General features: G+C 62.3%; 22 protein-coding genes. 6 read left to right on the forward strand and 16 right to left on the reverse strand.

What is annotated here, in order from left to right:
- Positions 1-221 precede the first annotated feature (221 nt).
- On the forward strand, positions 222-1,805 hold the full coding sequence (locus tag ACF8R3_RS03930) for a peptide chain release factor 3 (RefSeq protein ID WP_078479072.1): 1,584 nt from the start codon (positions 222-224) through the stop codon (positions 1,803-1,805).
- Between the two features lie 109 nt (positions 1,806-1,914).
- Here the strand turns inward: ACF8R3_RS03930 and ACF8R3_RS03935 are convergent, their stop codons facing one another.
- The 4 genes from ACF8R3_RS03935 to ACF8R3_RS03950 form a co-directional block, all read right to left on the reverse strand.
- Entirely contained in the window at positions 1,915-2,994 is a 1,080-nt protein-coding gene (locus ACF8R3_RS03935; protein WP_027913706.1) for a polyamine ABC transporter substrate-binding protein, read from the reverse strand.
- Positions 2,995-3,045: 51 nt separating this feature from the next.
- Positions 3,046-3,387 carry a cupin domain-containing protein gene (locus ACF8R3_RS03940; protein WP_058604382.1) on the reverse strand — a complete coding sequence of 114 codons (342 nt, stop codon included), beginning with the start codon at positions 3,385-3,387 and terminating at the stop codon, positions 3,046-3,048.
- Between the two features lie 28 nt (positions 3,388-3,415).
- A complete protein-coding gene (locus ACF8R3_RS03945) occupies positions 3,416-4,822 on the reverse strand; it encodes an FAD-binding oxidoreductase (RefSeq protein ID WP_196185420.1) in 1,407 nt (468 codons plus the stop codon).
- 63 nt (positions 4,823-4,885) lie between these two features.
- Entirely contained in the window at positions 4,886-5,686 is an 801-nt protein-coding gene (locus ACF8R3_RS03950; protein ID WP_392474869.1) for a helix-turn-helix domain-containing protein, read from the reverse strand.
- A gap of 211 nt (positions 5,687-5,897) precedes the next feature.
- Here ACF8R3_RS03950 and ACF8R3_RS03955 point away from each other — a divergent pair, with 211 nt between their 5' ends.
- Positions 5,898-6,797 carry a hypothetical protein gene (locus tag ACF8R3_RS03955; RefSeq protein ID WP_078479070.1) on the forward strand — a complete coding sequence of 300 codons (900 nt, stop codon included), beginning with the start codon at positions 5,898-5,900 and terminating at the stop codon, positions 6,795-6,797.
- A 221-nt stretch (positions 6,798-7,018) separates the two neighbouring features.
- Here the strand turns inward: ACF8R3_RS03955 and ACF8R3_RS03960 are convergent, their stop codons facing one another.
- From ACF8R3_RS03960 to ACF8R3_RS04000, 9 genes are all read right to left on the reverse strand, one after another.
- Positions 7,019-7,987, reverse strand: coding sequence for a peptide ABC transporter ATP-binding protein (locus tag ACF8R3_RS03960; protein ID WP_058604386.1), 969 nt, complete (start codon positions 7,985-7,987; stop codon positions 7,019-7,021).
- A complete protein-coding gene (locus tag ACF8R3_RS03965) occupies positions 7,987-8,955 on the reverse strand; it encodes an ABC transporter ATP-binding protein (RefSeq protein WP_058637479.1) in 969 nt (322 codons plus the stop codon). The genes ACF8R3_RS03960 and ACF8R3_RS03965 overlap by 1 nt, the downstream gene beginning before the upstream one ends.
- Before the next feature lie 11 nt (positions 8,956-8,966).
- The gene (locus ACF8R3_RS03970; protein ID WP_144964415.1) at positions 8,967-9,893 is read right to left on the reverse strand and encodes an ABC transporter permease subunit; all 927 of its coding nucleotides are present in this window, start codon (positions 9,891-9,893) and stop codon (positions 8,967-8,969) included.
- 9 nt (positions 9,894-9,902) lie between these two features.
- Positions 9,903-10,913: an ABC transporter permease subunit gene (locus ACF8R3_RS03975; protein WP_058637549.1), complete on the reverse strand. Its 1,011-nt coding sequence runs from the start codon at positions 10,911-10,913 to the stop codon at positions 9,903-9,905.
- An 88-nt stretch (positions 10,914-11,001) separates the two neighbouring features.
- Positions 11,002-12,612 (reverse strand): ABC transporter substrate-binding protein, encoded by a 1,611-nt coding sequence (locus ACF8R3_RS03980; protein ID WP_058637481.1) that lies wholly within the window; start codon positions 12,610-12,612, stop codon positions 11,002-11,004.
- Between the two features lie 69 nt (positions 12,613-12,681).
- Entirely contained in the window at positions 12,682-14,061 is a 1,380-nt protein-coding gene (locus ACF8R3_RS03985; protein WP_078479067.1) for an OprD family porin, read from the reverse strand.
- A 161-nt stretch (positions 14,062-14,222) separates the two neighbouring features.
- Positions 14,223-15,815, reverse strand: coding sequence for an ABC transporter substrate-binding protein (locus ACF8R3_RS03990; RefSeq protein ID WP_392515014.1), 1,593 nt, complete (start codon positions 15,813-15,815; stop codon positions 14,223-14,225).
- A gap of 138 nt (positions 15,816-15,953) precedes the next feature.
- Positions 15,954-17,579, reverse strand: coding sequence for an ABC transporter substrate-binding protein (locus tag ACF8R3_RS03995; RefSeq protein ID WP_196121705.1), 1,626 nt, complete (start codon positions 17,577-17,579; stop codon positions 15,954-15,956).
- A gap of 374 nt (positions 17,580-17,953) precedes the next feature.
- Complete coding sequence (locus ACF8R3_RS04000) at positions 17,954-18,670, reverse strand: SIMPL domain-containing protein (protein WP_058604393.1); 717 nt, start codon at positions 18,668-18,670, stop codon at positions 17,954-17,956.
- Between the two features lie 201 nt (positions 18,671-18,871).
- On the opposite strand from ACF8R3_RS04000, the gene ACF8R3_RS04005 reads away from it, so the two are divergent.
- The 4 genes from ACF8R3_RS04005 to ACF8R3_RS04020 all read left to right on the forward strand — a co-directional run bounded on the left by ACF8R3_RS04005 (position 18,872) and on the right by ACF8R3_RS04020 (position 23,276).
- Positions 18,872-20,128, forward strand: a complete 1,257-nt coding sequence (locus ACF8R3_RS04005) for an ATP-binding protein (protein WP_078479065.1) — start codon at positions 18,872-18,874, stop codon at positions 20,126-20,128.
- Complete coding sequence (locus ACF8R3_RS04010) at positions 20,128-20,688, forward strand: response regulator transcription factor (RefSeq protein ID WP_058637486.1); 561 nt, start codon at positions 20,128-20,130, stop codon at positions 20,686-20,688. The genes ACF8R3_RS04005 and ACF8R3_RS04010 overlap by 1 nt, the downstream gene beginning before the upstream one ends.
- A gap of 228 nt (positions 20,689-20,916) precedes the next feature.
- The gene (locus tag ACF8R3_RS04015) at positions 20,917-21,858 is read left to right on the forward strand and encodes an AEC family transporter (RefSeq protein ID WP_078479064.1); all 942 of its coding nucleotides are present in this window, start codon (positions 20,917-20,919) and stop codon (positions 21,856-21,858) included.
- A gap of 56 nt (positions 21,859-21,914) precedes the next feature.
- The gene (locus ACF8R3_RS04020) at positions 21,915-23,276 is read left to right on the forward strand and encodes an amino acid permease (RefSeq protein WP_145255758.1); all 1,362 of its coding nucleotides are present in this window, start codon (positions 21,915-21,917) and stop codon (positions 23,274-23,276) included.
- A gap of 15 nt (positions 23,277-23,291) precedes the next feature.
- On the opposite strand, the gene ACF8R3_RS04025 is transcribed toward ACF8R3_RS04020, so the two are convergent.
- The 3 genes from ACF8R3_RS04025 to gatB all read right to left on the reverse strand — a co-directional run bounded on the left by ACF8R3_RS04025 (position 23,292) and on the right by gatB (position 26,336).
- Positions 23,292-24,335 carry a calcium/sodium antiporter gene (locus ACF8R3_RS04025; RefSeq protein ID WP_058604398.1) on the reverse strand — a complete coding sequence of 348 codons (1,044 nt, stop codon included), beginning with the start codon at positions 24,333-24,335 and terminating at the stop codon, positions 23,292-23,294.
- A 59-nt stretch (positions 24,336-24,394) separates the two neighbouring features.
- A complete protein-coding gene (locus tag ACF8R3_RS04030) occupies positions 24,395-24,769 on the reverse strand; it encodes a septal ring lytic transglycosylase RlpA family protein (protein WP_078479061.1) in 375 nt (124 codons plus the stop codon).
- Between the two features lie 121 nt (positions 24,770-24,890).
- Entirely contained in the window at positions 24,891-26,336 is a 1,446-nt protein-coding gene (gatB, locus tag ACF8R3_RS04035; protein WP_058604399.1) for an Asp-tRNA(Asn)/Glu-tRNA(Gln) amidotransferase subunit GatB, read from the reverse strand.
- Positions 26,337-26,345: the final 9 nt, after the last annotated feature.

The raw sequence follows: 26,345 nt of genomic DNA on the forward strand, positions 1-26,345 counted from the left end.
CTGTAGACGTTGAAAGCACTGGTCTTGCACGTATTCGCGTTCTGCCTGTGCAGCGCCAGTTCCCATCCCCGCACGGCAGGCGTTTGCGCACCTCAGGTAGGCGCTGACTTGCCAGCGAGGGACGGGGCGGTACCCGACCGTCCGCCACTGGCCGATTTTCGCCGAGTCGAATTTCAGGTATGATGCTGCCCCTTTTTGATCCCCCAGTCAGGCGATTTCCCATGACCAACCAGGCCGCCGAAGTCGCGAAGCGCCGCACTTTCGCAATCATTTCCCACCCCGACGCCGGTAAGACCACCATCACCGAGAAGCTGTTGCTGATGGGCAAGGCCATCTCCGTCGCCGGCACCGTGAAGTCGCGCAAGTCCGACCGCCACGCCACCTCCGACTGGATGGAAATGGAAAAGCAGCGCGGCATCTCCATCACCACCTCGGTGATGCAGTTCCCGTACCGCGAGCACATGATCAACCTGCTCGACACCCCCGGCCACGAAGACTTCTCCGAAGACACCTATCGCACCTTGACGGCCGTGGACTCGGCGCTGATGGTGCTCGACGGCGGTAAAGGTGTAGAGCCGCGTACCATTGCCCTGATGGACGTGTGTCGCCTGCGCGATACGCCCATCGTCAGCTTCATCAACAAGCTCGACCGTGACATCCGCGACCCGATCGAACTGCTCGACGAAATCGAAGCCGTTCTGAAGATCAAGGCCGCGCCGATTACCTGGCCTATCGGCTGCTACCGTGACTTCAAGGGTGTGTACCACCTGACCGGTGACTACATCATCGTCTACACGCCGGGCCATGGCCACGAGCGTACCGAAGCCAGGATCATTCGCAAGCTGGACTCGGACGAAGCCCGCGCTCACCTGGGCGACCAGTACGACGCGTTCGTCGAGCAGCTGGAGCTGGTGCAGGGCGCTTGCCACGCGTTCGACCAGGACGAATTCATCAACGGTCAACTGACCCCTGTGTTCTTCGGTACCGCACTGGGTAACTTCGGTGTCGACCACGTGCTCGATGCCGTCGTCGACTGGGCGCCGCGCCCGCTGGGCCGTGTTGCCCACGAGCGTACCGTCGAGCCCGTGGAAGAGAAATTCACCGGCTTCGTGTTCAAGATCCAGGCGAACATGGACCCGAAACACCGCGACCGTATCGCCTTCATGCGCATTTGCTCGGGCAAGTACGAAAAGGGCATGAAAATGCGCCACGTGCGGCTGAACAAGGACCTGCGCATCGGTGATGCGCTGACCTTCTTCTCTTCCGAGCGTGAGCAGCTCGAAGAAGCCTACGCCGGCGACATCATCGGTTTGCACAACCACGGCACCATTCAGATCGGTGACACCTTCACCGAAGGCGAGGCGCTGGGCTTTACCGGTATCCCGCACTTCGCTCCGGAACTGTTCCGCCGCGTGCGCCTGAAAGACCCGCTGAAATCCAAGCAGTTGCGTCAGGGCCTGCAGCAGCTGGCCGAAGAAGGTGCTACCCAGGTGTTCTTCCCCGAGCGCAGCAACGACATCATCCTCGGTGCGGTCGGTGTGCTGCAGTTCGACGTGGTGGCCAGTCGCCTGAAGGAAGAGTACAAGGTCGAGTGCGCCTATGAGCCCATCACCGTATGGTCGGCGCGCTGGATCGCCTGCGATGACAAGAAGAAGTTGGAGGAATTCCAGAACAAGGCCATGGAGAACCTGGCCATCGATGGTGGCGGGCACCTGACTTACCTGGCACCTACCCGGGTCAACCTGTCGCTGATGGAAGAGCGCTGGCCTGACGTCAAGTTCCGCGCCACGCGCGAGCACCACTGAGCGTAAAAGGCCTGGCCACTTCGGTGGCCAGGCCGTTGGGCGAAGAGGGCGGCTCGACGCCCGTCTCGCTCATCTCAACCGTTTGACGCCGCCCCCGCAAGGGCAGGCATCAGTTGCCCGCCTTCACACTGGTCCAGATACGTGTCCTGATACGGTCAATCTTGGCTGGCATCGCTTCAAGCGCGTACAACTTGCCCATCACCGCTTCGCTCGGATAGATCATGGTGTTGGCCTTGAGCGCCGGGTCAACCAGCGCATCGGCTTGCAGGTTGGCGTTGGCGTATTGCACGTGGTTGCTGATGGCGGCCATCACCTGCGGCTCCAGCAGGTAGTTCATGTAGGCATACCCGGCCTTTTCGTCCGGCGCATCGGCGGGCATGGCCACCATGTCGAACCACATCGGCGCCCCCTCCTTGGGTATCGAGTAGCCGACCTTGACCCCGTTGTGGGCCTCCTCGGCGCGATTTTTTGCCTGGAGCACATCCCCCGAGAACCCGACCACGACGCAGACGTCGCCATTGGCCAGGTCCGCCGTGTACTTGGATGAGTGGAAATAGCTGATGTACGGCCGCACCTGCATCAGCAGCGCCTTGGCCTTGTCATAGTCGGCCGGGTTCTGGCTGTGGTGGGGCAGTCCCAGGTAGTGCAGGGCGATGGGCAGCAACTCGGGGCCATTGTCCAGTACCGCCACGCCACACCCTTTGAGCTTGCTCATGTACTGCGGCTTGAAGATCAGGTCCCAGGAATCGACCGGCGCGTCGTCGCCCAATACGGCTTTGACCTTGTCGATGTTGTAGCCGATGCCCGTGCTGCCCCAGAGGTACGGGAACCCGTACTGGTTGCCCGGATCATTGCCTTCCAGTGCCTTGAGTAGCACCGGGTTGAGGTTCTTCCAGTTGGGCAACTGCGACTTGTCCAGCCGCTTGAGGGCTTTGCCCTGGATTTGCCTGGCCATGAAATGGTTGGAGGGAAACACCACGTCGTAGCCGGAATTGCCGGTCATCAACTTGCCATCGAGGGTCTCGTTGCTGTCGTAGACGTCGTAGGTGGGCACGATGCCGGTGGCTTGCTGGAACTGCTTCAAAGTGTCGGGCGCTATATAACTGGACCAGTTGTAGATCTTGACGGTTTCTGCCGCGCTGGCCACGCTGGCGGCCAGCATCAAGGGGGCGATGATTAGCGTGCGCATGTCGGGTTACCTTGCTTTGTGTGTTGTTATCGAAGGCAGGCGATCAGCGGATCAGAAGATGAGTACGTAGGTCTTGCGCACGGTTTCCTGGATATCCCAGGTGCCGGTGCTGTTGGCCGGTAGCATCAATGCGTCTCCGGCTTCTATGACCAAGGGTTCGCCATCGTCAGGGGTGAAGGTGCAGCGGCCCTTGATGAAATGGCAGAACTCCTGTTGCGTGATTTGCCGTCGCCAGCGTCCTGGGGTGCATTCCCAGATGCCCGTTTCCACGCCATCGCTGCGTTGCACGCACGTGATCGATGTCACCGCCACGGGCTGGCCGAGGGGTACGGCAACAGGGCTGCTGGACTGTAAAACGGCGCTGTCTGCCCGTTTGAACTGAGTGATGCTCATGACAGGTCGATCCTGTTTGGGTGAAGAATCAGTGCATGAAGCCTTCCATGAAATCTGCCAGCTTGGTGGCCAGTTGCCGTCTCCATGGCGGTGTCGCGGGGTTGGCCAGGGTGCGATCCTCGTGGACGAAGCTCTGGATGATGGCGTTGTACCCCAGCCAGCGGCTGGGCTCCGCAGGCCAGCTGGCCAAGCTCGATAGCGGCCTGTTGTCGTGTACCCAGGGCTGTCCGGTAAGCGCGTTCTGCTGATTCAGGATAAGTGCGGCCAGGGTGCGACCGCCCAGGTTGGTCGCGCCTACGCCTTCGCCACCATATCCACCGGCCAACGCGATACCCCGCTGGCGGTCGCACAGCATGTGCGGCCGGAAGCGCCGCGCCATGCCCAGGTTGCCGCCCCACGAATGGGTGATGCGCACATGGCGCAGTTGTGGAAACAGCTCGCTGAACAGGTAGCGACGCAGCTCGATCTCATGGGCCTGGAGGTTGAAGTCCTCGCGTAACCTGCCACCGAAGCGGTAGCCACCTCGGGCACCGAACACCAGGCGATCGTCGGCGGTGCGCTGACCATAGGTCACTTGCCGGCTGCCCTCGCTGAAGGCTTGCCCCTGGTCAAGGCCGATCTGCGCCCACGTGGCTTGCGGCAAGGGTTCGGTGGCCACCATCAGGCTCTGAACCGGCAACTGGTGTTTGCCCAACGGCGGCAAGCTGGCGGCGTAGCCTTCCACCGCCGGGACGATCCAGTTGCACCGCAGGCGTGCCAACGGGGTGGTCACTTCGCCAGGCTGCCAGTCCAGCGCCGGTGTGTTCTCGTAAATTGGCACCCCCATGGCCTCGACCACGCTGGCCAGGCCACGGACGAGCTTGGCCGGCTGTATCGTGGCCGTGTGCGGACTGTAGATGGCGCCATAGGCGTTGCTCACGCGCAACTGGCCCTCCAGCTGTGCTGGGCGCAGCCAGCGGTAATCGTCCTCGGTCATGCCCAGGTTGTACAAGTGGTCCAGGTAGGCACGCAGGCTTCGCTCCTGCTCGGGATACCGCGCCGCGCAGTACAACACGCCGCCCTTGCGGTAGTCGCAATCGAGCTGTTCGCGGTGCAAGACACGCTGTACTTCGTCCGGAATGTCATGCAGCAGGTCGATGCTGGCGCGGCGCTGCAGCGGCGACAGGCTGGCCAGCAGGCGATCTTCACCCAGCAAATTGCCCATCAGCCATCCGCCGTTGCGCCCCGAGGCACCGAACCCGGCGATGTTGGCCTCGATCACCACGATGTTGAGGTGCGGCGCCTGGCGCTTGAGGTAGTAAGCGGTCCACAGGCCTGTGTAGCCAGCGCCGATGATGCAGACGTCTGCCTCGACGTTTTCACGCAGGGCAGGTCGCGCACGCAGCGGCTCTTGCAGCTGGTCCATCCACAAGCTGAGGGTACGCAGGGGCTGCATGGGCCGGGCTCCACAAGCGATCAGGTGATGGAGCGATGCTAGTGGGCAACGGCAGCGCTTGTCTTACGTGCGTGCACGCGAGGAAATCTGTTTGAGGTAGGCCTTGGGCGTCAGCCCGGTGTGCTCGCGAAAGCACTTGTAGAACGCGGACAGCGAGTTGAAACCGGCGTTGAACGCCAGGTCATCGATGGACGACTGGCCGTTGTCAGTTGCCAGGATCGTCATCAGGTGCTGCAGGCGCGCCTGGTTGACGTAGCGATAAAAGCTCTGGCCCAGCACCTGGTTCAACAGGTAGGAAATCTGATTGCGGCTGTAACCGCTGGCCTGAGCGACCTGTTGCAGGCTCAGCTCAGGATCCAGGTACGGGCGTTGTCGCTGAAAGTAGTGTTCAAGGTCTTGCGCCATGGTCGACAACTGACGCGGGGACAGACCTAGCCGGCTGGTGGCGGGCCGTGAAGTGCAACGGGTGCTGCCGGCACTTTGCTGACGCACGAGTGTGGCGTACTCATTGACCTGCCAGATCAGGCCGTCCTTTACCGTGATCGCCTCGCTGGACTGGAACGCCACCAGGCCGTCCCCGCCCTGCACGGTGACCTGGTACTGAATGTACGCCGTACAGCCATCGACGCGGATACGGTCGCTGTGCACGATGTCCTCGCCGGCGGCATGGGGCAGGCAGGCGCTCACGTACGCACGCAGCTCGGCATGGCTCAGCACGCGATTCTGGAAGAAGTCGTGGTATTGAATGTCGGGGTGGTACAGCGCCATCACGCCATCGAGATCGCGATACTTCCAGCACAGGTGGTAGCGCATCACGGTGTCGGCGGTGATCGGCGTCTGGGACGGGCCATCGGGCAGGGTCATGGCAGGATCATGCCTGTTCCCTGGCGTGGCGACAAGAATTGCAGAACACCTGATGCTAGAGGCCGATTCGCGCATTTTGCACGATCAATAATTAACCTGTTTTTGTAACTCATTGATTTAAAAGGGCGGGATTTTTTATGGCAACTGGCACAGCGGCTGCAACGTTTAATGCGCGAATGGACTTCTCGCTAACAACACAGGCGACCACATCATGATCTCATCTGCCGACTATCCCGTTGTCGATACTCAAAGCCGCTCAGGTGTTTCCTGGGCAGCGATCTTCGCTGGCGCAGCCGGTGCTGCTGCCATCTCTCTCCTTCTGGTAGTGCTCGGTGCAGGGCTCGGCTTTGCCGCGACCTCGCCGTGGGCAGATGAAGGGGCCAGTGCCAAAGCCCTGGGTATTTCCACCATTGTCTGGTTGCTGCTGACCCAGATCATCGCTTCGGGCATGGGCGGCTACATTGCCGGCCGTCTGCGCGTGAAATGGGCCAATCTGCACGGTGACGAAGTGTATTTCCGCGACACTGCACACGGCTTCCTGTCGTGGGCCGTGGCTACCTTGGTGACGGCCATGCTGGTACTGGGTACCGCCGGCAACATCGTCGGTGCAGGTGCCAGTGCAGCGACTCAAGCGGCCGGCATGACCGCCGCTGCCGGTGGTGCTGCCGCCTCCAATGCCTCGGACGAGTCCCTGGACTACTTCGTCGACGGCCTGTTCCGTGGCGAGGGCCCAGCGCCTGTCAGCGATGATGCGGCCAATGGTGTTGCCGCTCGCATCTTGGCCAAAGGTCTCGCCGGGGACGGCGCCCTGGCACCTGAAGACCGTGCCTACCTGGCGCAGCTGGTTGCCCAGCGCACCCGCCTGTCCCAGCCGGAAGCTGAAGCGCGCGTCGACCAAGTCATGGCTCAAGTTCAACAACTGAAGACCGATGCCAAGCAGGCTGCAGACACCGCCGCCAAAGTGGCTGCCTGGACTGCCCTGTGGACCTTCGTGGCCCTTCTGTGCGGCGCCTTCTTCGCCAGCCTCGCCGCGCTGTACGGTGGTCGTCGTCGCGACCAGGTTCAGTGGCTTGAAGGCGACTACGTCGCTCACCGCACTATTCAACGCTAAGTAAGGAGAACGAACATGCGCTCGATATTGCTATGGCTGCTGGGTGTACCGATTCCAATCATCATTCTGATTGCACTGTTCATGCACTGACGAAAAGGGCCGCTTAGCGGCCCTTTTCGTTTATGTCTTACTTGTCGATCTGTCGTCTTGCACCGGTTCTGAAAGCCAGTGAATTGGCAGCGGTCTTGCCGGCCCGCCGGACCGGCCGATCCATACCTTCCTTAGAGAAACTGCTCCGCATAGTGACAAGCCACCTGCCGGGTCTCCACCTGCCTGAACGCCGGTACTTCATTGGCGCAGCGATCGGTCGCGTAGGGGCAGCGTTTGTGAAAAGCGCAGCCATCCGGCGGGTTGAGCGGGTTGGGCAGCTCGCCGGCAATGCGGATACGCGGTTTGGACGGATCTGGATGAATAGCGGGTGTGGCAGACAGCAGGGCCTGGGTATACGGATGCAGCGGCTTTTCGTAGATATCGGCTTTGGGCCCCATCTCCGCCGGCCTGCCCAGGTACATGACCAGTACATCGTCGGCCACGTGCCGTACTACCGCCAGGTTGTGAGAGATGAACACGTAACCGGTACCGTACTGCTGTTGCATGTCCATGAACAAATTCAGCACTTGGGCCTGGATCGACACATCCAGCGCAGACGTCGGTTCGTCGGCCACCAACACCTTGGGCTGCAACATCATGGCCCGTGCCAGCGCGATACGCTGGCGTTGTCCACCCGAGAACATGTGCGGATAGCGCTGGTAATGCTCCGGGCGCAGCCCCACCTGCTCCATCATCTTCTGCACCCTGTCACGCCGCTGCGCCTTGCTCAGCGTGGTGTTGATCAGCAACGGCTCGGCCAGTTGGTCACCGATCTTCTGCCGCGGGTTGAGCGAGGCGTAAGGGCTTTGGAAGACCATTTGTACGTCCCGGCGCAGTTGCTTGCGCTCGACCTTGCTGGCACCGGTTACCTCGGTACCTGCGATCTGCAGCGAGCCTGAGGTGGGCTGCTCGATCAGGGTCAGGGCGCGGGCCAGGGTCGACTTGCCGCAACCGGACTCACCGACCACCGCCAACGTCTTGCCCGCCTCCAGCTCGAACGAAACGCCATTGAGCGCGCGTACCAGCGCATGGCCCTTGAACAACCCGCGGGAGACTTCGTAATGCCGGGTCAGGTCCCGGGCCGATAGAACGACGGCCATCACGCCACCTCCTGGTTCAGTGGGTAGAAACAGCGGGCCAGGCTCTGGGCTTTGGGGTCCAGGGCCGGGCGCTGGTGTCGACAGTTGTCCTGCACATACGGGCAGCGTGGCGACAGCAGGCAACCCGTGGGGCGGTCATAGCGGCCCGGAACGATGCCGGGCAGGGTGGCCAATCGCTCGGCACCCAGGCTGTGCTCGGGAATCGCCGCCAGCAGGGCTTCGGTATAGGGGTGGGCAGGGATGTCGAACAGCTCTGGCACCTGGCCCACCTCCACAGCCTGGCCTGCATACATCACGCACACCCGGCGCGCGGTCTCGGCCACGACCGCCAGGTCATGGGTGATCAGGATCAGGGCCATGTTGCGCTCCTGCTGCAGGTTGACCAGCAGCTCCATGATCTGCGCCTGGATGGTCACGTCCAGCGCCGTGGTCGGCTCGTCGGCGATCAGCAGCTTGGGCTCGCCGGCAATGGCCATGGCGATGGCCACCCGTTGGCTCATGCCGCCGGACAGTTGATGCGGATAGGCGTCCAGGCGACTCTCGGCGGCCGGGATCTCGACCTTCTGCAGCAGTTCCAGGGCCCGTTGCCGCGCCGCCTTGCCCTTGAGGCCCAAGTGTTGGCGCAGCACTTCTTCGATCTGATAGCCCACGGTGTAGCTGGGGTTCAGGGCCGTCATCGGGTCCTGAAAGACCATGGCGATATCCTTGCCCACCACCTTGCGCCGTTGCCGGCCGCTGAGGGTGAGCATGTCGGTACCGTCGAAGGTCATGGCATCGGCGGTGATCCGACCCGGGGCCTCGATCAGGCCCATCAGGGCCATCATGGTCACCGATTTGCCCGAGCCGGACTCGCCGACGATGGCCAGGATTTCGCCGGATTGAACCTGCAAGTCCAGCCCGTCCACCACCGGCACGGCGTCCGCGTCGCCAAAACGCACGTTGAGGTTGTTGATCTGCAACAAAGACATGGCTGTGCTCCTCAGGCGGCGTTCTTGAGTTTGGGGTCGAGCGCATCGCGCAGGCCATCACCCATCAGGTTGATCGCCAGTACGCTGAGCAGGATGGTCAGGCCCGGCAGGCTCACCACCCACCAGGCGCGCTCGATGTAATCCCTGGCCGAGGCCAGCATGGTGCCCCACTCCGGCGTCGGGGGTTGCACGCCAAGGCCCAGGAAGCCCAGGGCGGCGGCATCGAGAATGGCCGAGGAAAAGCTCAAGGTGGCCTGCACGATCAGCGGCGCCATGCAGTTGGGCAGCACGGTCACGAACATCAGGCGCCACAGCCCAGCACCTGCCAGCCGGGCGGCGGTGACGTAGTCGCGGTTAAGCTCGCCCATCACGGCGGCGCGGGTCAGGCGCACGTACGAGGGCAGCGAGACGATGGCAATGGCGATCACGGTGTTGATCAGGCCAGGGCCGAGGATGGCGACGATGGCGACGGCCAGTAGCAGCGAGGGCAGGGCCAGCATTACGTCCATCAGGCGCATGATCGAAGGGCCGACGAAGTGCGGGAAGAAGCCTGCCAGCAACCCGAGCAGAATGCCGGGGATCAGCGATATCACCACCGATGACAAGCCGATCAGCAAGGACAGGCGCGCCCCCTGGATCAAGCGCGAGAGCAGGTCGCGGCCAAGCTCATCGGTGCCCAGGATGAACTGCCAGGTGCCGCCCTCCAGCCACACCGGGGGAGTCAGTAGAAAATCGCGGTACTGCTCGCTGGGGTCGTGGGGTGCGACCCAGGGCGCAAACAGCGCGCAGAACACCACCACGCACATGAACGCCAGGCCCATCACCGCGCCCTTGTTGCGCGCGAATGCCTGCCAGAATTCCTTGTAGGGCGAGGGGTAGAGAAGGCTCTGGTCCACCGGGCTGACCGGGGACAGGTTTTTTGCAGTCGGGTTGGTCATAACGGGGCCTCAGCGCTGATGACGGATGCGTGGGTTGGCCAAGCCGTAGAGAATGTCCACGACGAAGTTGACCAGGATCACCAGGCAGGCAATCAACAGAATGCCGTTCTGGACCACGGGGTAGTCACGGGCACCGATGGCTTCGATCAGCCATTTGCCGATGCCCGGCCAGGAGAAGATGGTTTCGGTCAACACTGCACCGGCCAGCAAGGTGCCGACCTGCAGGCCGAACACGGTCAAGACGGGAATCAGGGCGTTGCGCAAGCCGTGCATGAACACGACCCGGGCCGGGGAAAGCCCTTTGGCGCGCGCCGTGCGGATGTAGTCCTCGCGCAGCACTTCGAGCATGGAGGAGCGCGTCATGCGCGCGATCACGGCTAGCGGGATGGTACCGAGGACGATGGCCGGCAGAATCAGGTGCATCACCGCATCCTTGAACGAGCCTTCTTCATCGCTGAGCAGGGTGTCGATGAGCATGAAGCCGGTCTTGGGTTCGATGTCATAGAGCAGGTCGATGCGCCCGGATACCGGGGTCCAGCCCAGGCTCACTGAGAAGAACATGATCAGGATCAGGCCCCACCAGAAGATCGGCATCGAGTAGCCGGCCAGCGAAATCCCCATCACCCCATGGTCGAACAGCGAGCCGCGCTTGAGCGCGGCGATCACCCCGGCCAGCAAGCCGACCACGCCGGCGAACAGCAAGGCGGCCATGGCCAGTTCGAGGGTGGCCGGGAACAAGGTGGTGAACTCGCTCCACACGCTCTCGCGCGTGCGCAGCGACTCGCCCAGGTCGCCCTGGGCCAGCTTGCCGATGTAGTCCAGGTACTGGGCTGGCAACGGTTTGTTCAGGCCTAGCCGTTCCATGGCCTCGGCATGCATTTGCGGGTCGACCCTGCGTTCGCCCATCATCACTTCCACCGGGTCACCGGGGATCAGGCGTATCAGCGCGAAGGTCAGCAAGGTGATGCCGAAAAAGGTCGGGATCAACAGGCCGAGGCGCCGGGCAATAAAACTCAACATGGTCGCAGTTACCTCATCAGGCCGCATGGCAGGTACCTGCCACGGCAGAGCCGCCATTGCCCACAGGGCAACGGCGGTCGTTGTTGTTCTACTTCACTCGGGTGGTAGCGAAGTTGTTGCTGGTCAGGGGGCTGATCACGTAGCCCTCCACGTTGTCACGCATGGCCGTGAACACCTTGGGGTGGGCCATGCTGATCCAGGGCTGGTCCTCATCGTACACCGTCAATGCCTCGCTATAGAGCCTGGCACGCTCGTCGTTGTCGCTCACCTCGCGGGCGCGGGTGATCAGTGCCTGGAATTTCGAGTTGCACCAGCGTGCATAGTTCTCGCCATTGCTGGCCGCCTCGCAGCTAAGCAAGGGGGTGAGGAAGTTGTCCGGGTCGCCGTTGTCGCCGGCCCAGCCACTGGACACCAGGTCCGCCTCGCCTTTCTTGGCACGGCGCAGCATTTCGGCCCATTCCATGACACGGATATCCAGCTTAAGGCCGATCTGCGCCAGGTCGGACTGAAGCATCTCGGCGGACAGTCGCGGATTTGGGTTGGTCGGGCCGCCGCCATTGCGGGTGAACAGGGTGATGACCGTGCCCTGGGGCACACCGGCTTGTTTAAGCAGCGCACGCGCCTGGTCCAGATCGCGTGGCGGGTTCTGGTTGGCGGTGTTGTAGCCGATCATCGAAGGGGGATACGGGTTGATGCCGACCAGCGCATTGCCTTTGCCGAACAGCTGGTCGACGTGGGTCTGGCGGTCGAATGCCATGTTGATCGCCTTGCGCACGCGTACATCACTCAGGTACGGATGCTGGGTGTTCATGGCAATGTAGCCGGTCACCAGCGCTTCGGTCTGCGCGACCTTCAGGCGCGGATCCGCCATGATCGACGGCACATCGTCCGGTTTGGGATACAGCGCAACCTGGCACTCGTTGGCGCGCAACTTCTGCAGGCGCACGTTACTGTCGGTGGCGATGGCGAAAACCAGGGCATCGGCGGGCGGCTTGCCACGGAAGTAGTCCGGGTTGGGCTTGAAGCGGACCTGGGCATCTTTGTTGTAGCGCTGGAAAATGAACGGCCCGGTGCCGATTGGCTTGCTGTTGAGCTCTGCCGTTTTGCCGGCTGCCAGCAACTGATCGCCGTACTCGGCGGAATAGATGGATGTGAAGCCCATGGCCATGTCGCGCAGGAAAGGCGCCTCGGGCCGGGTCAGGGTGATCACCACGGTGTAGTCGTCGGTCTTGTCCACCGACTTGAGCAACGATTTGAAGGCCATGCTCTCGAAGTAGGGGTAGCCGATGCTGGTCTTGTCGTGCCAGGGGTGGTTCGGGTCAAGCTGGCGGCGCAAGCTCCAAAGCACATCGTCGGCGTTCAGATCGCGGCTGGGCTTGAAATAGTCGGTGGTGTGGAACTTGACCCCACGGCGAAGGTGGAAGGTATAGGTCAGGCCGTCGGCAGAAATGTCCCAGCGCTCGGCCAGGGCTGGTTGTACATCCGTGGTGCCGGGCTTGAAGTCCACCAGGCGGTTGAAGAGGGTTTCAGCTGCAGCGTCGAACGTCACCGCCGTGGTGTATTGCACCACGTCGAACCCTTCGGGGCTGGCCTCGGTGCACACCACCAGCGGCTTGGCGGCCAGCTGAGACGTACTGCCCAGGATCAGCGTTGCCAGCAACAGGCGCAGTGCCGATGTCTTCTTGGTCACAGCTTGCATGGATCAATTCTCCCTGCGTTGTGCTCCAGCCTGACGCCCGACCCGCTGGCAAGCGGGCCGGGCGGCCGGTCAGAGGATGTTGAACGGAATGGTGGTCACGAGCCTGAATTCGTTCAGGCTGCCATCGCCCTGTGCCTTGCTTGCGCGGTGCGTGGTGTAGGTAGCGCGGATGCTGGTGTCCTTGAGCGGTCCGCTCTGTACCGCGTAGCTGGTGCCGATGCCCCACTCGTAATGGGTCTCGCCATCGAGGCCTTGGACGTCGTAGGCGCTGCCTCGGTAATGGGTGCCGTCGATGCCCCAGCCACGCGCGTTGTACAGGTTGAATTTCAGCCCTGGCACGCCGTAGTAGGCCATGTTGAGCACATAGGATAGCTGCAGCGATTTCTCGTTCGGGCCGTTGAAGTCCGACAGCAGCGAGTTGGCCAGGTAGATGCCGTTGGTTTCGTGGAGGTAGTCGAAATACTCGTTGCCATTGACCTGCTGCCAGGCGGCGGTAAGGGTGTGGGCCTGATGGGTCAGGCCCAGCGACAGGCTGTAGGTGTCGTTGTCGATGTCGCCCATCTTGCGGCTGCCGGCGTCCACCGTCTTGTAGTAGTTAAGACCCGTGGACAGGCTGAGCACGGCGCTGTCGCCGAACAGGTGATTGGCGCCGAAATAGTACTGGTTCCAGAAATCTTCGACCTTGGTGGCGTACAGGCTGGTGGTCAGGCTCTTGAGGGGCTGGTAGTTGATACCGACCGTGCTGGCGCGGTCGGTTTCCACCCCGGCCGCCCCGTATTCGCTGCGGAACTTGCTCAGGCTCTGCTCGGTACGTGGCGATACCCGGTCGAAGGTACCCAGGTCGAACGTCAGGTTGTCGAATTCAGCGCTGTGCAGGAACGCGCCCTGGAAACTGGAGGGCAGGGCGCGGTTGCCGATGAAAGCGATCATCGGGGTATCGACGGCCTGACGACCGAGGGTCAGGGTGGTATTGGATATACGCGCCTTGACGTTACCCAACCCCAGTTTGCTCCACTGGCCGATGGCATCGCCGTCGCTGTGGGTCAGGGTACGGTTGTTGGGCCCTGCAATCGCTTCGCGATCCTGCTGCAGGGCGATGGCATTGTAGCCGGCTGCCTCCACGGCAAAGCCCACCGTGCCCTGGGTAAAGCCCGAGGTGTAATTGAGGATGGTGCCCTGCACCCAGTTTTCACGCGTGTGGGTGGGGTGACGGGTACCGTCGCTCTTGTAGTAGCGCCATAGCGGTGCGCGCGTGGCGCGTTCGCGGGCGTACCAGTTGCGCGTCGTCCCGCTCAAGCTCTGGCCATCGACGAAACCCTTGGCCTGCGCCTGGGCGCTTTGGGCTGCGACGGTGAGCGGCAGGTAGGCTTGGCTCTGTGGGTCGGCGTGGGCGGTGGAGGTTGCCACGCCTATGGCTAACGCCAGCGCGCTCGAATTGAACAGTCTCACGATAGAAGCTCCTTTTCATTTCTAGTTATTGCCGGCCTTGTGGGCCGGGTGGGTGTTGCCGTGTTGCCTGGAGCGCCCCGGGATCACCGAGGTTGAAGCGGACGATGGTCATGCTTGGCGCGCGGGTCTCCCCACCTGCGCGCCACGCCTGTCCGGCGGTGCTAATCGACGCTGACGCCGGAAAAATCGTTGCGTCCGAACGGGCTGACCTTGAACCCGGACACTTGGGTGCTCAGGGGCTGATTGACAGTTGAGTGGGCCACTGGCGTGATCGGCACCTGCTGCTTGAGCCGCTGCTGGGCTTGCTGATAGAGCGCGGTGCGCTGGGCCTGGTCGGTGACCTGCTTGGCTTGCTTGACCAGGCTGTCGTACTGCGGGTCGCACCATTGCGAGTAGTTGTTGCTGCCAATGGCATCGCAGCTGTACAGCGTGCCCAGCCAGTTGTCGGGGTCGCCGTTGTCACCTGTCCAACCGATCAGCGCCACATCGTGCTCACCGCTCTTGAGGCGCTTGATGTATTCGCCCCATTCGTAGCTGACGATGCGCACTTTGAAGCCCAGCTTGCTCCAATCGGCTTGGAGCATTTCGGCCATCAGCTTGGCGTTAGGGTTGTAGGGGCGTTGCACCGGCATGGCCCACAGGGTGATTTCGGTGCCAGGCTTGACCCCGACCTGCTCGAGCAGCTGGCGGGCTTTGTCCGGGTCATGGGGTGCATCGGTGATGCTGTTGTCGTAGGACCACTGTGTGGGCGGCATCGCATTAACCGCCCGTTGCCCGGCTTGCTGGTACACCGCCTGCAGGATGGCTTGCTTGTTGACCGCCATGTCCATGGCCTGGCGTACCTCAAGCCGGTCGAATGGCGGGTGCTGGGTGTTGTAGGCGATATAGCCCAGGTTGAACCCTGCTTGCTGCAAGACCTGCACTTTGGGGTCCTGCTTGAGCCCTGGCAGGTCGGCCGGCCGCGGATGCAGGGTGACCTGGCACTCGTTGCGGCGCAGTTTCTGGATGCGCACCGACGGGTCGACATTGATCGAGAACACCAGGTTGTCGAGCTTCACCTGCTCGGGCGCCCAGTAGGCACGGTTGGCCTTGTAGCGGATCTGCGAGTCCTTCTGGTAACGCTGGAACACGAACGGGCCGGTGCCTATCGGTTGCTGGTTGATGTCGCTGGGCCGCCCGGTCTTGAGCAGTTGCTCGGCGTATTCGGCGGACAGGATCGATGCAACGCTCATGGCCAGGTTCTGGATGAACGCGGCATCTACCGTGTGCAGCGTGAACACCACGGTGTATGGGTCGGTTTTTTCGACGCCTGCGATGTTCTTGTCCAGGCCCATGCTGACGAAGTAGGGGAACTCGGTGGGGTAGGCCTTGCGAAACGGGTGCTGCCTGTCGAGCATGCGGTTGAAGGTGAACAGCACGTCATCTGCGTTGAAGGGCCGGCTGGGGGTGAAGGCCTTGTTGCTGTGAAAGCTCACGCCTTCGCGCAGGTGAAAGGTGTAGCGCAGGCCGTTCTCGCTGACTTCCCAGCGGGTGGCCAGGGCAGGGTGTACCGCCGTGCCGCCGCGTTCGAACTCCACCAGGCGGTTGTAGATCGGCTGGGCGGCGTCATTGTCGGTGGCGGTGGTGTATTGGGCCGTATCGAAACCGGCCGGGCTGCCTTCGGAGCAGAACACCAGGTTGTTGGCCATCACCGCTGGCGTCTGGCCGAGGAGGGTCAGGGCGAGCAGTGTAGAAAGTCGGGTCACGTGGCGCATGCTAAGTCCTTTTGGGTGCGGGGCCGGCTCCGGGCACGAATCGCGGCAACAGTTCGCCTGTCCCGCACGCTTGGCAGCGGGACGACGGGGTATGGATTGGGTGGGTCAGGCGCCCGTCAGGCGGGCGCAGCCCTCAGGCTATTTGTCCACGCTGACGCCGTAGAACGCGTTCAGGGCAAATGGACTGATCTTGAAGTCCTTCACCTTGGCACTCATGGGCTGGTAGACGGTGGAGTGGGCGATCGGGGTGATCGGCACCTGTTCCTTGAGGATGTGCTGGGCTTTCTGATAAAGCTCGGTGCGCTTGGCCTGGTCGGAGGTGGCCTTGGCCTGCTTGATCAAGTCATCGTAGGGCTTGTAGCACCACTTGGAGAAGTTGTTGCCGTCGATGGCGTCGCAGCCATACAAGGTGCCCAGCCAGTTGTCAGGGTCGCCATTGTCCCCGCTCCAGCCAATGAGCATGGCGCCCTGTTCGCCCGCCTTGGAGCGCTTGATGTACTCGCCCCATTCATAGCTGACGATCTTGGCCTTGATACCGACCTTGGCCCAGTCTGCCTGGAGCATCTCGGCCATCAGCTTGGCGTTGGGGTTGTACGGGCGCTGGACCGGCATGGCCCAAAGAGTAATTTCGGTGCCGTCCTTGATGCCGACTTCCTTGAGCAATTGGCGGGCCTTGTCGGGGTCGTAGGGAGCGTCCTTGATGCTGCTGTCATACGACCACTGGGTCGGTGGCATGGCATTGACCGCCAGCTGGCCTGCCCCCTGGTAGACCGACTCGATGATTTTCTGCTTGTCCACGGCCATGTCCAGCGCCTGGCGCACCTTGAGTTGAGCCATGGGGTTGGGCTGGTTGCTGCCCTTGACCTGGTCCATCACGTTGTAGGCGATGTAGCCCAGGTTGAAGCCCGCCTGCTGGGGCATCTGCAGTTTGGGGTCCTGCTTGAGCGGGGCGATATCGGCCGGGCGCGGGAACAGCGTGACCTGGCACTCGTTCTTCTTGAGTTTCTGCATGCGCACCGAAGCATCGGTGGTGATGGCGAAGATCAGGTTGTCGATCTTCACGTCCTCGGGTTTCCAGTAGTCCTTGTTACCCTTGAAGCGAATCTGCGCGTCTTTCTGGTACTTGCTGAACACGAACGGGCCGGTGCCGATCGGCTTCTGGTTGATGTCGGCGGCCTTGCCATTCTTGAGCAACTGGTCGGCGTACTCGGCGGACTGGATGGACGCAAAGCTCATGGCCAGGTTCTGGATGAAAGCGGCGTCGACGTCGTTGAGAGTGAACTTGACCGTATGGTCGTCCAGTTTCTCGACGCCGGCGATGTTCTTGTCCATGCCCATGTCGGTGAAGTATGGGAACTCGGTGGGGTAGGCCTTGCGGAACGGATGGTCCTTGTCGAGCATGCGGTTGAACGTGAACAGCACGTCGTCCGCATTAAACGGGCGGGTGGGCTTGAAGTAATCGGTGGTGTGGAACTTCACGCCTTCGCGCAGGTGGAAGGTGTAGGTCTTGCCATCCTCCGCCACCTCCCAGCGCGTTGCCAGCCCAGGAATGACCGCGGTGCCGCCTCGCTCGAACTGAGTCAACCGGTTGAAAACCGTTTCGGCAGAGGCGTCGAAATCGGTACCGGTGGTGTATTGCCCCGGGTCGAAACCGGCCGGGCTGCCTTCTGAACAGAACACCAGGTTGGAAGCGGCGAAGGCCGACGGCGCGCCGGTGAGCAAACCTGCGCCTAGCAGGAACGGAATGACTGCATGTTTGAGCATGTTGGCCTCATTGTTGTCATTGTTCAGAAGAGGCGGCCTCGTGAGCCGACCTGCGGATACTTATGCAGGGGTGGGCCCAATGCAATATGCACAAGGTTAGTCGGGACTTGAAATGTGGCACGGCAGTACATGAATGTCGCATCGGTGTAACTTTTGACGGAGTTAAACGTTTGCGAGGGCAGAATGGTGGCTTTTTGCAGAATATTGCTGATTAAAGGAAGATGTCGGGAAAGGCTTAAGAGGGTGTAGGAAATCTCTTAAAATGCGGGCTACCCGTTAGGGGAAGAAGAAAAGCCCTGGCGGGCCAGTGAAGGCGCCAGGGCATCTGCTGCTGGTCAGGGGCTGGCCTTGGACCTACCCCTGCCACCTTGCGGTCAGGGCATCTGAACTTCGATCAAGCCATCGGCGTTCATGCTCACTTCGCTGGTGCCCGCCTCGATGTCCGGCGCTGGCGCAGCCTCGTCTGCTGCCATGGCCTTCATCGCCATCGGTGCACTGCGCAGGTAAGGCCGTGGGTAGCCGCTGCTGTTCAAGTTGAGGCTGACCACCTTGTAACCGCTGCCGCCCAGGGCTTCGGTGGCCAACTGGGCGCGCGCCTTGAACGCGTCGACGGCCTCCTTGAGCAGTGCGTCTTCGCTGGACTTGCGGGTAGCCGGTGCGATGGAGAAGTCCATGCCGCCCATTTTCAGGTCTTGCAGCAGCTCGGCGGTGAGCTGTGAAAGCGCCGGGAAGTCCGCGCTTTCGAGCCGCAGCTCGGCACGCTCGCGCCAGCCGGTGATTTTCTGGCCCTTGGTGTCGTACACCGGGTAGCTGTTGCGGCTGCCCTGGCTGATCTTGACGTCCTTGACCTGGCGCGACTGCTGCACGGCCTTGTTCATGGTCTCGGTGATCTGCTTGGCAAGCTTGCTCGGGTCGGTGTTCTGCGCTTCGCTGTAGAGGGTCACGACCATCAGGTCGCGTGCCACTTCCTTGCTCACTTCGGCGCGCAGCGACACCTGGTTGAAGCGCGGTTCATCGGCGGCCAGCGCTGGCAGGCTGGCCAGCAGACCGCAGGACAAGAGAAGGGCAGCGCCGCGACGTTGGATTAGCATAAGGTGCTCCTTGGCAGATGAAAGCGTGGGGTGTGGCCATCCATTCCACGCATGGCCCATCAGACCGGGAACAGTGTAGTGGGTTCAGCGCTGGCCCCATGAAGCTGTGACAAAGTGTGGCGGTTTGCCGCATCACTGCAGCAGCATGTCCCGCTTCGGTATACTCCAGCCGATTTTCTGGAGCACTCATCAGGAGAGCTCATGCTCGCCGCCGTACAACCGCTGTCCGCTACACGCCAGAACCTCTGGCGACTGACCGTCATTCGCGTTCTTGTGTTGGCCGCCCAGGCCGGCTCGGTGGGCGTGGCCTACTGGACCGAGCTGTTGCCACTGCCCTGGCTGTCGCTGGCCGGCACCCTGGCCTTGTCCTCGCTGCTGTGCGCGTTCACGGCCCTGCGCCTGCGCCTGTCGCTGCCGGTCACCGAACTCGAATATGCCCTGCAACTGGCGTGCGACCTGTTGATACACAGCGCCCTGCTGTACTACTCCGGCGGCTCGACCAACCCCTTCGTGTCCTACTACCTGGTGCCGCTGGCGATCGCGGCGGTTACGCTGCCCTGGCTGTATTCGCTGATTCTGTCGGGCATCGCGCTGACGGCCTACAGCCTGCTGCTGGTGCAGTTCTACCCGCTCGAAGGCCTGCCACTGGCACGGGACAAGATGCAGGTCTACGGCATGTGGCTGAGCATTGCGCTGGCCGCCGCGGTGATCACCTTCTTTGCCGCGCGCATGGCCGAGGAACTTCGGCGCCAGGAGCACCTGCGCTCGGAGCGCCGCGAAGAAAGCCTGCGCGATGAGCAGTTGCTGGCCGTGGCCACCCAGGCTGCGGGCGCAGCCCACGAGCTGGGTACGCCGCTGGCGACGATGAGCGTGTTGCTTAACGAGATGCGCCAGGATCACACTGATCCGCTGCTGCAGGAAGACCTGCAGATCCTTCAGGACCAGGTCAAGCTGTGCAAGGAAACCCTGCAACAGCTGGTTCGCGCAGCCGAGGCCAATCGCCGGCTGGCCATCGTCGAGCAGGACGTCACCGTCTGGCTCGACGAGGCCCTCAACCGCTGGCACCTGATGCGCCCGGAAGCCAGTTACCGCTTCCAGCGCCTGCGTGATGGTCTTGTCCCCCGGCTGACGCCGCCGCCTGATCTGACCCAGGCGCTGCTCAACCTGTTGAACAACGCCGCCGATGCCTGTCCCGATGACCTGGAGGTGCGCCTGGATTGGGATCACCAGGACATCGTCATCAGCATCCGCGACCATGGCCCTGGCGTACCGCCAGCCATCGCCGAAGCCATTGGCAAACCTTTCATTACCACCAAGGGCAAGGGCTTCGGCCTGGGCCTGTTCCTGAGCAAGGCCAGCGTCACCCGTGCGGGTGGCTCAGTGAAACTCTATAGTCATGAACAAGGTGGCACCCTGACCGAATTGCGCCTGCCACACGGCACGCGAGGAGAAGCATGATGAGTGAAGAAAACCAGGTCGAAACCGAAGAGCTGCCGCACCTGCTGCTGGTGGACGACGATGCTACCTTTACCCGGGTGATGGCCCGGGCCATGAGCCGCAGGGGCTTTCGGGTGAGCACCGCCAGCTCGGCCGAAGAAGGTTTGATCCTGGCCCAGCAAGACCTGCCGGACTACGCCACGCTCGACCTGAAAATGGACGGGGATTCGGGCCTGGTGCTGCTGCCCAAGCTGCTGGAGCTGGACCCGGAAATGCGGGTCGTCATCCTGACCGGGTACTCGAGCATCGCCACGGCAGTGGAAGCGGTCAAGCGCGGCGCCTGCAACTACCTGTGCAAACCGGCTGACGCTGACGACGTGCTGGCGGCCTTGCTGTCCGAGCACACCGACCTGGACACGCTGGTGCCGGAAAACCCCATGTCCGTGGACCGTCTGCAGTGGGAACACATCCAGCGCGTGCTGAACGAGCACGAGGGCAACATCTCGGCGACCGCGCGCGCGCTGGGCATGCACCGCCGGACATTGCAGCGCAAATTGCAGAAGCGGCCAGTGCGGCGCTGAATGCTGCTGCAGGCGCGATCTTGGCGGACGCCGGACCGGCCGCGATGAGCCCAGATGTAATGGGGCTGCGAGTTTGAAATCCTGCGGCCGCTGTGCGGCCCATCGCGTCCGGTTCAGTACTCCAGCAGGGCCGCTTGCAAGGCCATCACGGCACAATGCCCGCAAATCCTGGCCGTTGGCGTATCATTAGCCCCCTAACGGCAACCCCCCTTTCAGGATTGTGCGCCCATGCTTGCCCTTCTCATCCAGACGCTGAACATCACGGCGCCCGTTTTCGCCATGTTGTTTTTGGGCGTGTTGCTTCGCCGTATCCACCTGATCGACGACAACTTCAACAAGGTCGCCTCGCAACTGGTGTTCAACGTCTGCATGCCGGCCTTGCTGTTTCTGGGCATCTATCATGCCGACCTGGCGGCTGCGGTCCGGCCTGGGATCATGCTCTATTTCACGGTGGCCACCCTGGCCGGATTTGCCATCGCCTGGGGCATGGCCGTCTGGCGCAGCCCGTGGGCCGACCGAGGCATCTACACCCAGGGGGCCTTTCGCGGCAACAACGGCGTGATTGGCCTGGCACTGGCCGCAAGCTTGTACGGCGACTATGGCATCTCATTGGGTGCAGTGTTGGCCGGGTTGGTGATCCTGTTGTACAACTCGTTGTCTGCCATCGTGCTGGCGGTCTACAGCCCCGATCTGAAGTCCGACCCGTGGAGCATTCTCAAAAGCATCCTGAAAAACCCGCTGATCCTCAGCGTGCTGGTCGCCATTCCCATGGCCTACGGCCAAGTCCCGTTGCCAAATTGGCTGCTTACCTCCGGTGATTACCTGGCGCAGATGACGCTGCCCCTGGCCCTGATCTGCATTGGCGGCACCCTGTCGCTGACGGCTCTGCGCGACAGCGGCCGGCTGGCCGTGGACGCCAGCCTGGTAAAAATGGCCTGGCTGCCGCTGATCGGTACCCTTGGCGCCTGGCTTTGTGGTTTTCGCGGCGCTGAACTGGGCATCCTGTTCCTCTACATCGGCAGCCCTACCGCAGCGGCCAGCTACGTGATGGCGCGGGCGGCCAACGGCAACCATGAACTGGCCGCTTCGATCATCGTGATCACCACGCTAATGGCCGCGATCACCACCAACATTGGTATTTTCATCTTGCAGTGGGGCGGATGGATCTAGATCCTTGACTGCAAACAACAGCAACAGCATTGCCTCACTGAGCGAAAGGACACTTCATGCAAGACCAGAGCACGCCCGAGCGGTTACAGCGCGGGCTGAAGAATCGTCACATCCAGCTGATCGCGCTCGGCGGCGCCATCGGCACAGGGTTGTTCCTGGGCATCGCCCAGACCATTCAGCTGGCCGGCCCCTCGGTCTTGCTGGGCTATGCCATTGCTGGCCTGATGGCTTTCCTGATCATGCGCCAGCTTGGGGAAATGGTCGTGGAAGAGCCGGTCGCCGGTAGCTTCAGCCATTTTGCCCACCAGTACTGGAGCGAGTTCGCAGGCTTCGTGTCTGGCTGGAACTACTGGGTAGTCTACGTGTTGGTCGGCATGGCCGAGCTGACGGCGGTGGGTATCTACGTCCAGTACTGGTGGCCTGAGTTTCCAACCTGGGCCACGGCCGCGATCTTTTTCGTGGTGATCAACCTGATCAACCTCACCCAGGTGAAGGTTTATGGTGAGATGGAGTTCTGGTTCGCCTTGGTAAAAATCGTGGCCATCGTCAGCATGATAGGTTTCGGCGCCTGGTTGCTCAGCACCGGCAGCGGCGGCCCGGATGCCAGTGTGGCCAACCTGTGGCAATACGGCGGGTTCTTCCCCAATGGTGTGACCGGCCTGGTCATGGCCCTGGCCGTGATCATGTTTTCGTTCGGTGGCCTGGAACTGGTAGGCATCACGGCCGCCGAAGCCGACAATCCGCGCCAGAGCATACCCAAGGCCACCAACCAGGTGGTCTACCGGATCCTGATCTTCTACATCGGCGCGCTTGCGGTGCTGCTTTCGCTGTACCCCTGGCAGAAAGTGGTACAAGGCGGTAGCCCGTTCGTGATGATTTTCCATGAACTGGACAGCGACCTGGTCGCGACCGTCCTCAACATCGTGGTCCTGACAGCGGCGCTGTCGGTTTACAACAGCTGCGTGTACGCCAACAGCCGCATGCTGTTCGGCCTGGCCAGCCAAGGCGATGCCCCACGTCAGTTGCTCAAGGTCAGCCGCAGCGGTGTACCCCTGGCAGCTTTAGGCATTTCTGCCCTGGCCACGGGCCTGTGCGTGGTGATCAATTACCTGATGCCCGGCCAAGCCTTTGGCCTGCTGATGGCACTGGCGGTGTCGGCATTGGTGATCAACTGGGCCAGCATCAGCATCACCCACCTCAAGTTCCGCAAGGCCAAGCGCGCGGCAGGGGTACAGCCCTTCTACCAGAGCTTGGGTCATCCGTTCACCAACTACCTGTGCCTGGCCTTCATCGTGCTGATTTTGGTGGTGATGTACCTGACGCCACCTATTCGCATCTCCGTGATGTTGATCCCGGGCTGGATCCTGCTGCTGTGGGTAGCCTTCAAGTTGAAGAAGGCTCGTCAGGCCAGCCGCTGACCTGACGCTCGGTACTCAATGCTGGCGGCGCCAGGCGCGCACCGTGGTGTACACCAACACCACCGCCAGCACGGGCAATACATAGAGCAGCATCAGGCGCTCCAGGCGCTCGGCCAGGGGCATGCCCATGGTGAACGCGGCGATGTGCAGGCCGTAGGCCAGGTACAGGCACAGGAACACCAGTCCTTCGGCCCGGGTGATGCGATAACCCGAATAAAACACCGGCAAGCTCAACGCGGCCACGCCCAGCATGACGGGCAGGTCGAAATCCAGTGCATTGGGCGAAATCGACAAGGGCTCGGGGGTCACCACGGCGGTCAGGCCCAACACGCCCAGCAGGTTAAACAGGTTGCTGCCGATCACCGTGCCCACGGCGATCTCGCGTTCACCGCGCAAGGCAGCGATCAGGGCTGCCGCCAATTCCGGCAACGATGTGCAGATGGCCACCACCGTAAGGCCGATGACGCGCTCGGACAGGCCCAGGTCGGTGGCCACCTCCACGGCCGCGTCGAGCAGCAGATGACCGGCCAGGCTCAGCAGCCCCAGGCCTGCCATCACCAACAGCAGCGCTGCGCACCAGAAGCGCGCCGGGCTTTGTGGCACCGATGGCGGGGCAGGGTAGGTGCGTGCGTAGTGACGGGACTGGTGCCAGAGCATGGCCAGATAACCCACCAGCCCCAGCAGCAGCAACACGCCTTCAACGCGGCCCAGATAGCCATTGGCAGCCAACCCGTAGACCAAGGCACTGGCCAGGATCATCAACGGGATATCCAGGCGTACCAGCTGGCGAGAGACGCGAAGTGGAATGACCAGGGCTGCCAGGCCAAGAATGGCCAGCACATTGAAGATGTTGCTGCCGATGACGCTGCCCACGGCAACGTCCGGTGCGCCTTGATAGGCGGCCTGCAGGCTGAGGGTCAACTGGGGTGCGGTGCTGCCGAATGCCACCAGGCTCAGCCCGATGATCAGCGGCCGGACATGAAGGCGTTGCGCCAGCCGCAGTGCAGCCCGTACCAGCAGTTCGGCGCCTGCGACCAACAGCAGCAAGGCGATGCCCAGCTGCAGCAGGCTGAACGTGGGGAGGGTGGCCAGATCGAAAATGGTAGGGCTCCTGGGCGTCAGTCACTAAGACCTTGTACTCGCACGCGCGCTGTTCCGCTACGCACCATGCCGATTTTTTCAGCGGCAGCCCGAGACAGGTCGATCAGTCGACTGCGGGCGTGCGGGCCGCGGTCATTGATACGGACCACGACGCTACGTCGATTGGCCAGGTTGGTCACCAGCACCCGGCTGCCGAACGGCAGGTTGCGATGAGCCGCCGTCAGGCCATGCTGATTGAACGCCTCGCCGCTGGCGGTGCGTTTGCCGTGATGGCGGGCACCGTAGTAGGAGGCAGTACCCGTGCGGTCATATCCTCGCGGGTCGATGTCATGGCTGGCGCAGCCTGCCAGACAGGAAAAGAGGGCCAAACTGGCCAGAGAACGTTTCAACATGCAGGTACTCCAGTGCGCCGCAGCTTGTGACCGGGCGCGGGACAAACCAAGGTTGACCAGGGTGCGCTGGTCAGCCTCGGCTGGTCTGTCAGCGAGGGCGAGCCCCCGCTGGAGGGTACGGTCAACCTTCGAGCTTGGCCTTGAGCAGCTGATTCACCTGCCCAGGGTTGGCCTTGCCCTTGGATGCCTTCATGGCTTGGCCGACGAAGAAGCCGAACATCTTGCCGCGCTTGGCCTCGTCGGCGGCGCGGTACTGTTCGACCTGTTCGGCGTTGGCCGCCAGCACCTCGTCGAGCATCGATTCGATAGCGCCACTGTCGGTGACCTGCTTGAGGCCGCGGCTTTCGATGATGGTGTCGGCATCGCCTTCACCGGCGGCCATGGCCTCGAACACGGTCTTGGCGATCTTGCCGCTGATGGTGTTGTCGCGGATGCGCACCAGCATGCCGCCCAACTGTGCGGCGGTGACCGGGGCCTGGTCGATCTCGATGCCGAGCTTGTTGAGCAGGCTGCCCAGCTCGACCATGACCCAGTTGGCGGCCATTTTGGCGTCGCCCCCGAGCTTGACCACCTCCTCGAAGTAGTCCGCCTGTTCACGGCTCGAGGCCAGTACGTTGGCATCGTACGCCGACAGCCCGTACTGGCTCTGGAAGCGCTCGACTTTCTGGGTGGGCAGTTCCGGCAAGCCGGCGCGCACGGTTTCCAGGAAGCTGTCCTCGATGACCACCGGCAGCAGGTCCGGGTCGGGGAAGTAACGGTAGTCGTTGGCTTCCTCCTTGCTGCGCATGGAGCGGGTTTCGTCCTTGTTAGGATCGTACAGGCGCGTTTCCTGAACCACCTTGCCGCCGTCCTCGATCAAGTCGATCTGGCGTTGGATTTCGCTGTTGATCGCGCGCTCGATGAAGCGGAACGAGTTGACGTTCTTGATCTCGCAGCGAGTGCCAAACTCGGTCTGGCCCTTGGGCCGGATCGACACGTTGCAGTCGCAGCGCAGCGACCCTTCGGCCATGTTGCCGTCGCAGATGCCCAGGTAGCGCACCAGCGCATGAATGGCCTTGACGTAGGCCACCGCTTCCTTGGCGCTGCGCATGTCGGGCTCGGACACGATTTCCAGCAGCGGGGTGCCGGCACGGTTCAGGTCGATGCCGGTGGAACCGCTGAAATCTTCGTGCAGGCTCTTGCCCGCATCTTCTTCCAGGTGGGCGCGGGTCACGCCAATGCGCTTGATGGTGCCGTCTTCCAGGGCGATGTCCAGATGGCCCTTGCCCACAATGGGCAGGTCCATCTGGCTAATCTGGTAGCCCTTGGGCAGGTCAGGGTAGAAGTAGTTCTTGCGCGCGAACACGTTGCGCTTGCCGATTTCGGCATCGATGGCCAGGCCGAACATGCACGCCATGCGTACCGCTTCCTGGTTCAGGACCGGCAGTACACCTGGCATGCCCAGGTCGACCAGGCTCGCCTGCGTATTGGGTTGCGAGCCAAACGTGGTGGCACTACCGGAAAAGATTTTCGACTGGGTGGCGAGCTGAGTGTGGATTTCCAGCCCGATCACAACTTCCCATTGCATGTGTCTGTT

Origin of the sequence: Pseudomonas sp. FYR_7 (assembly GCF_043106155.1) — a bacterium.
Lineage (GTDB): Bacteria > Pseudomonadota > Gammaproteobacteria > Pseudomonadales > Pseudomonadaceae > Aquipseudomonas > Aquipseudomonas parafulva_B.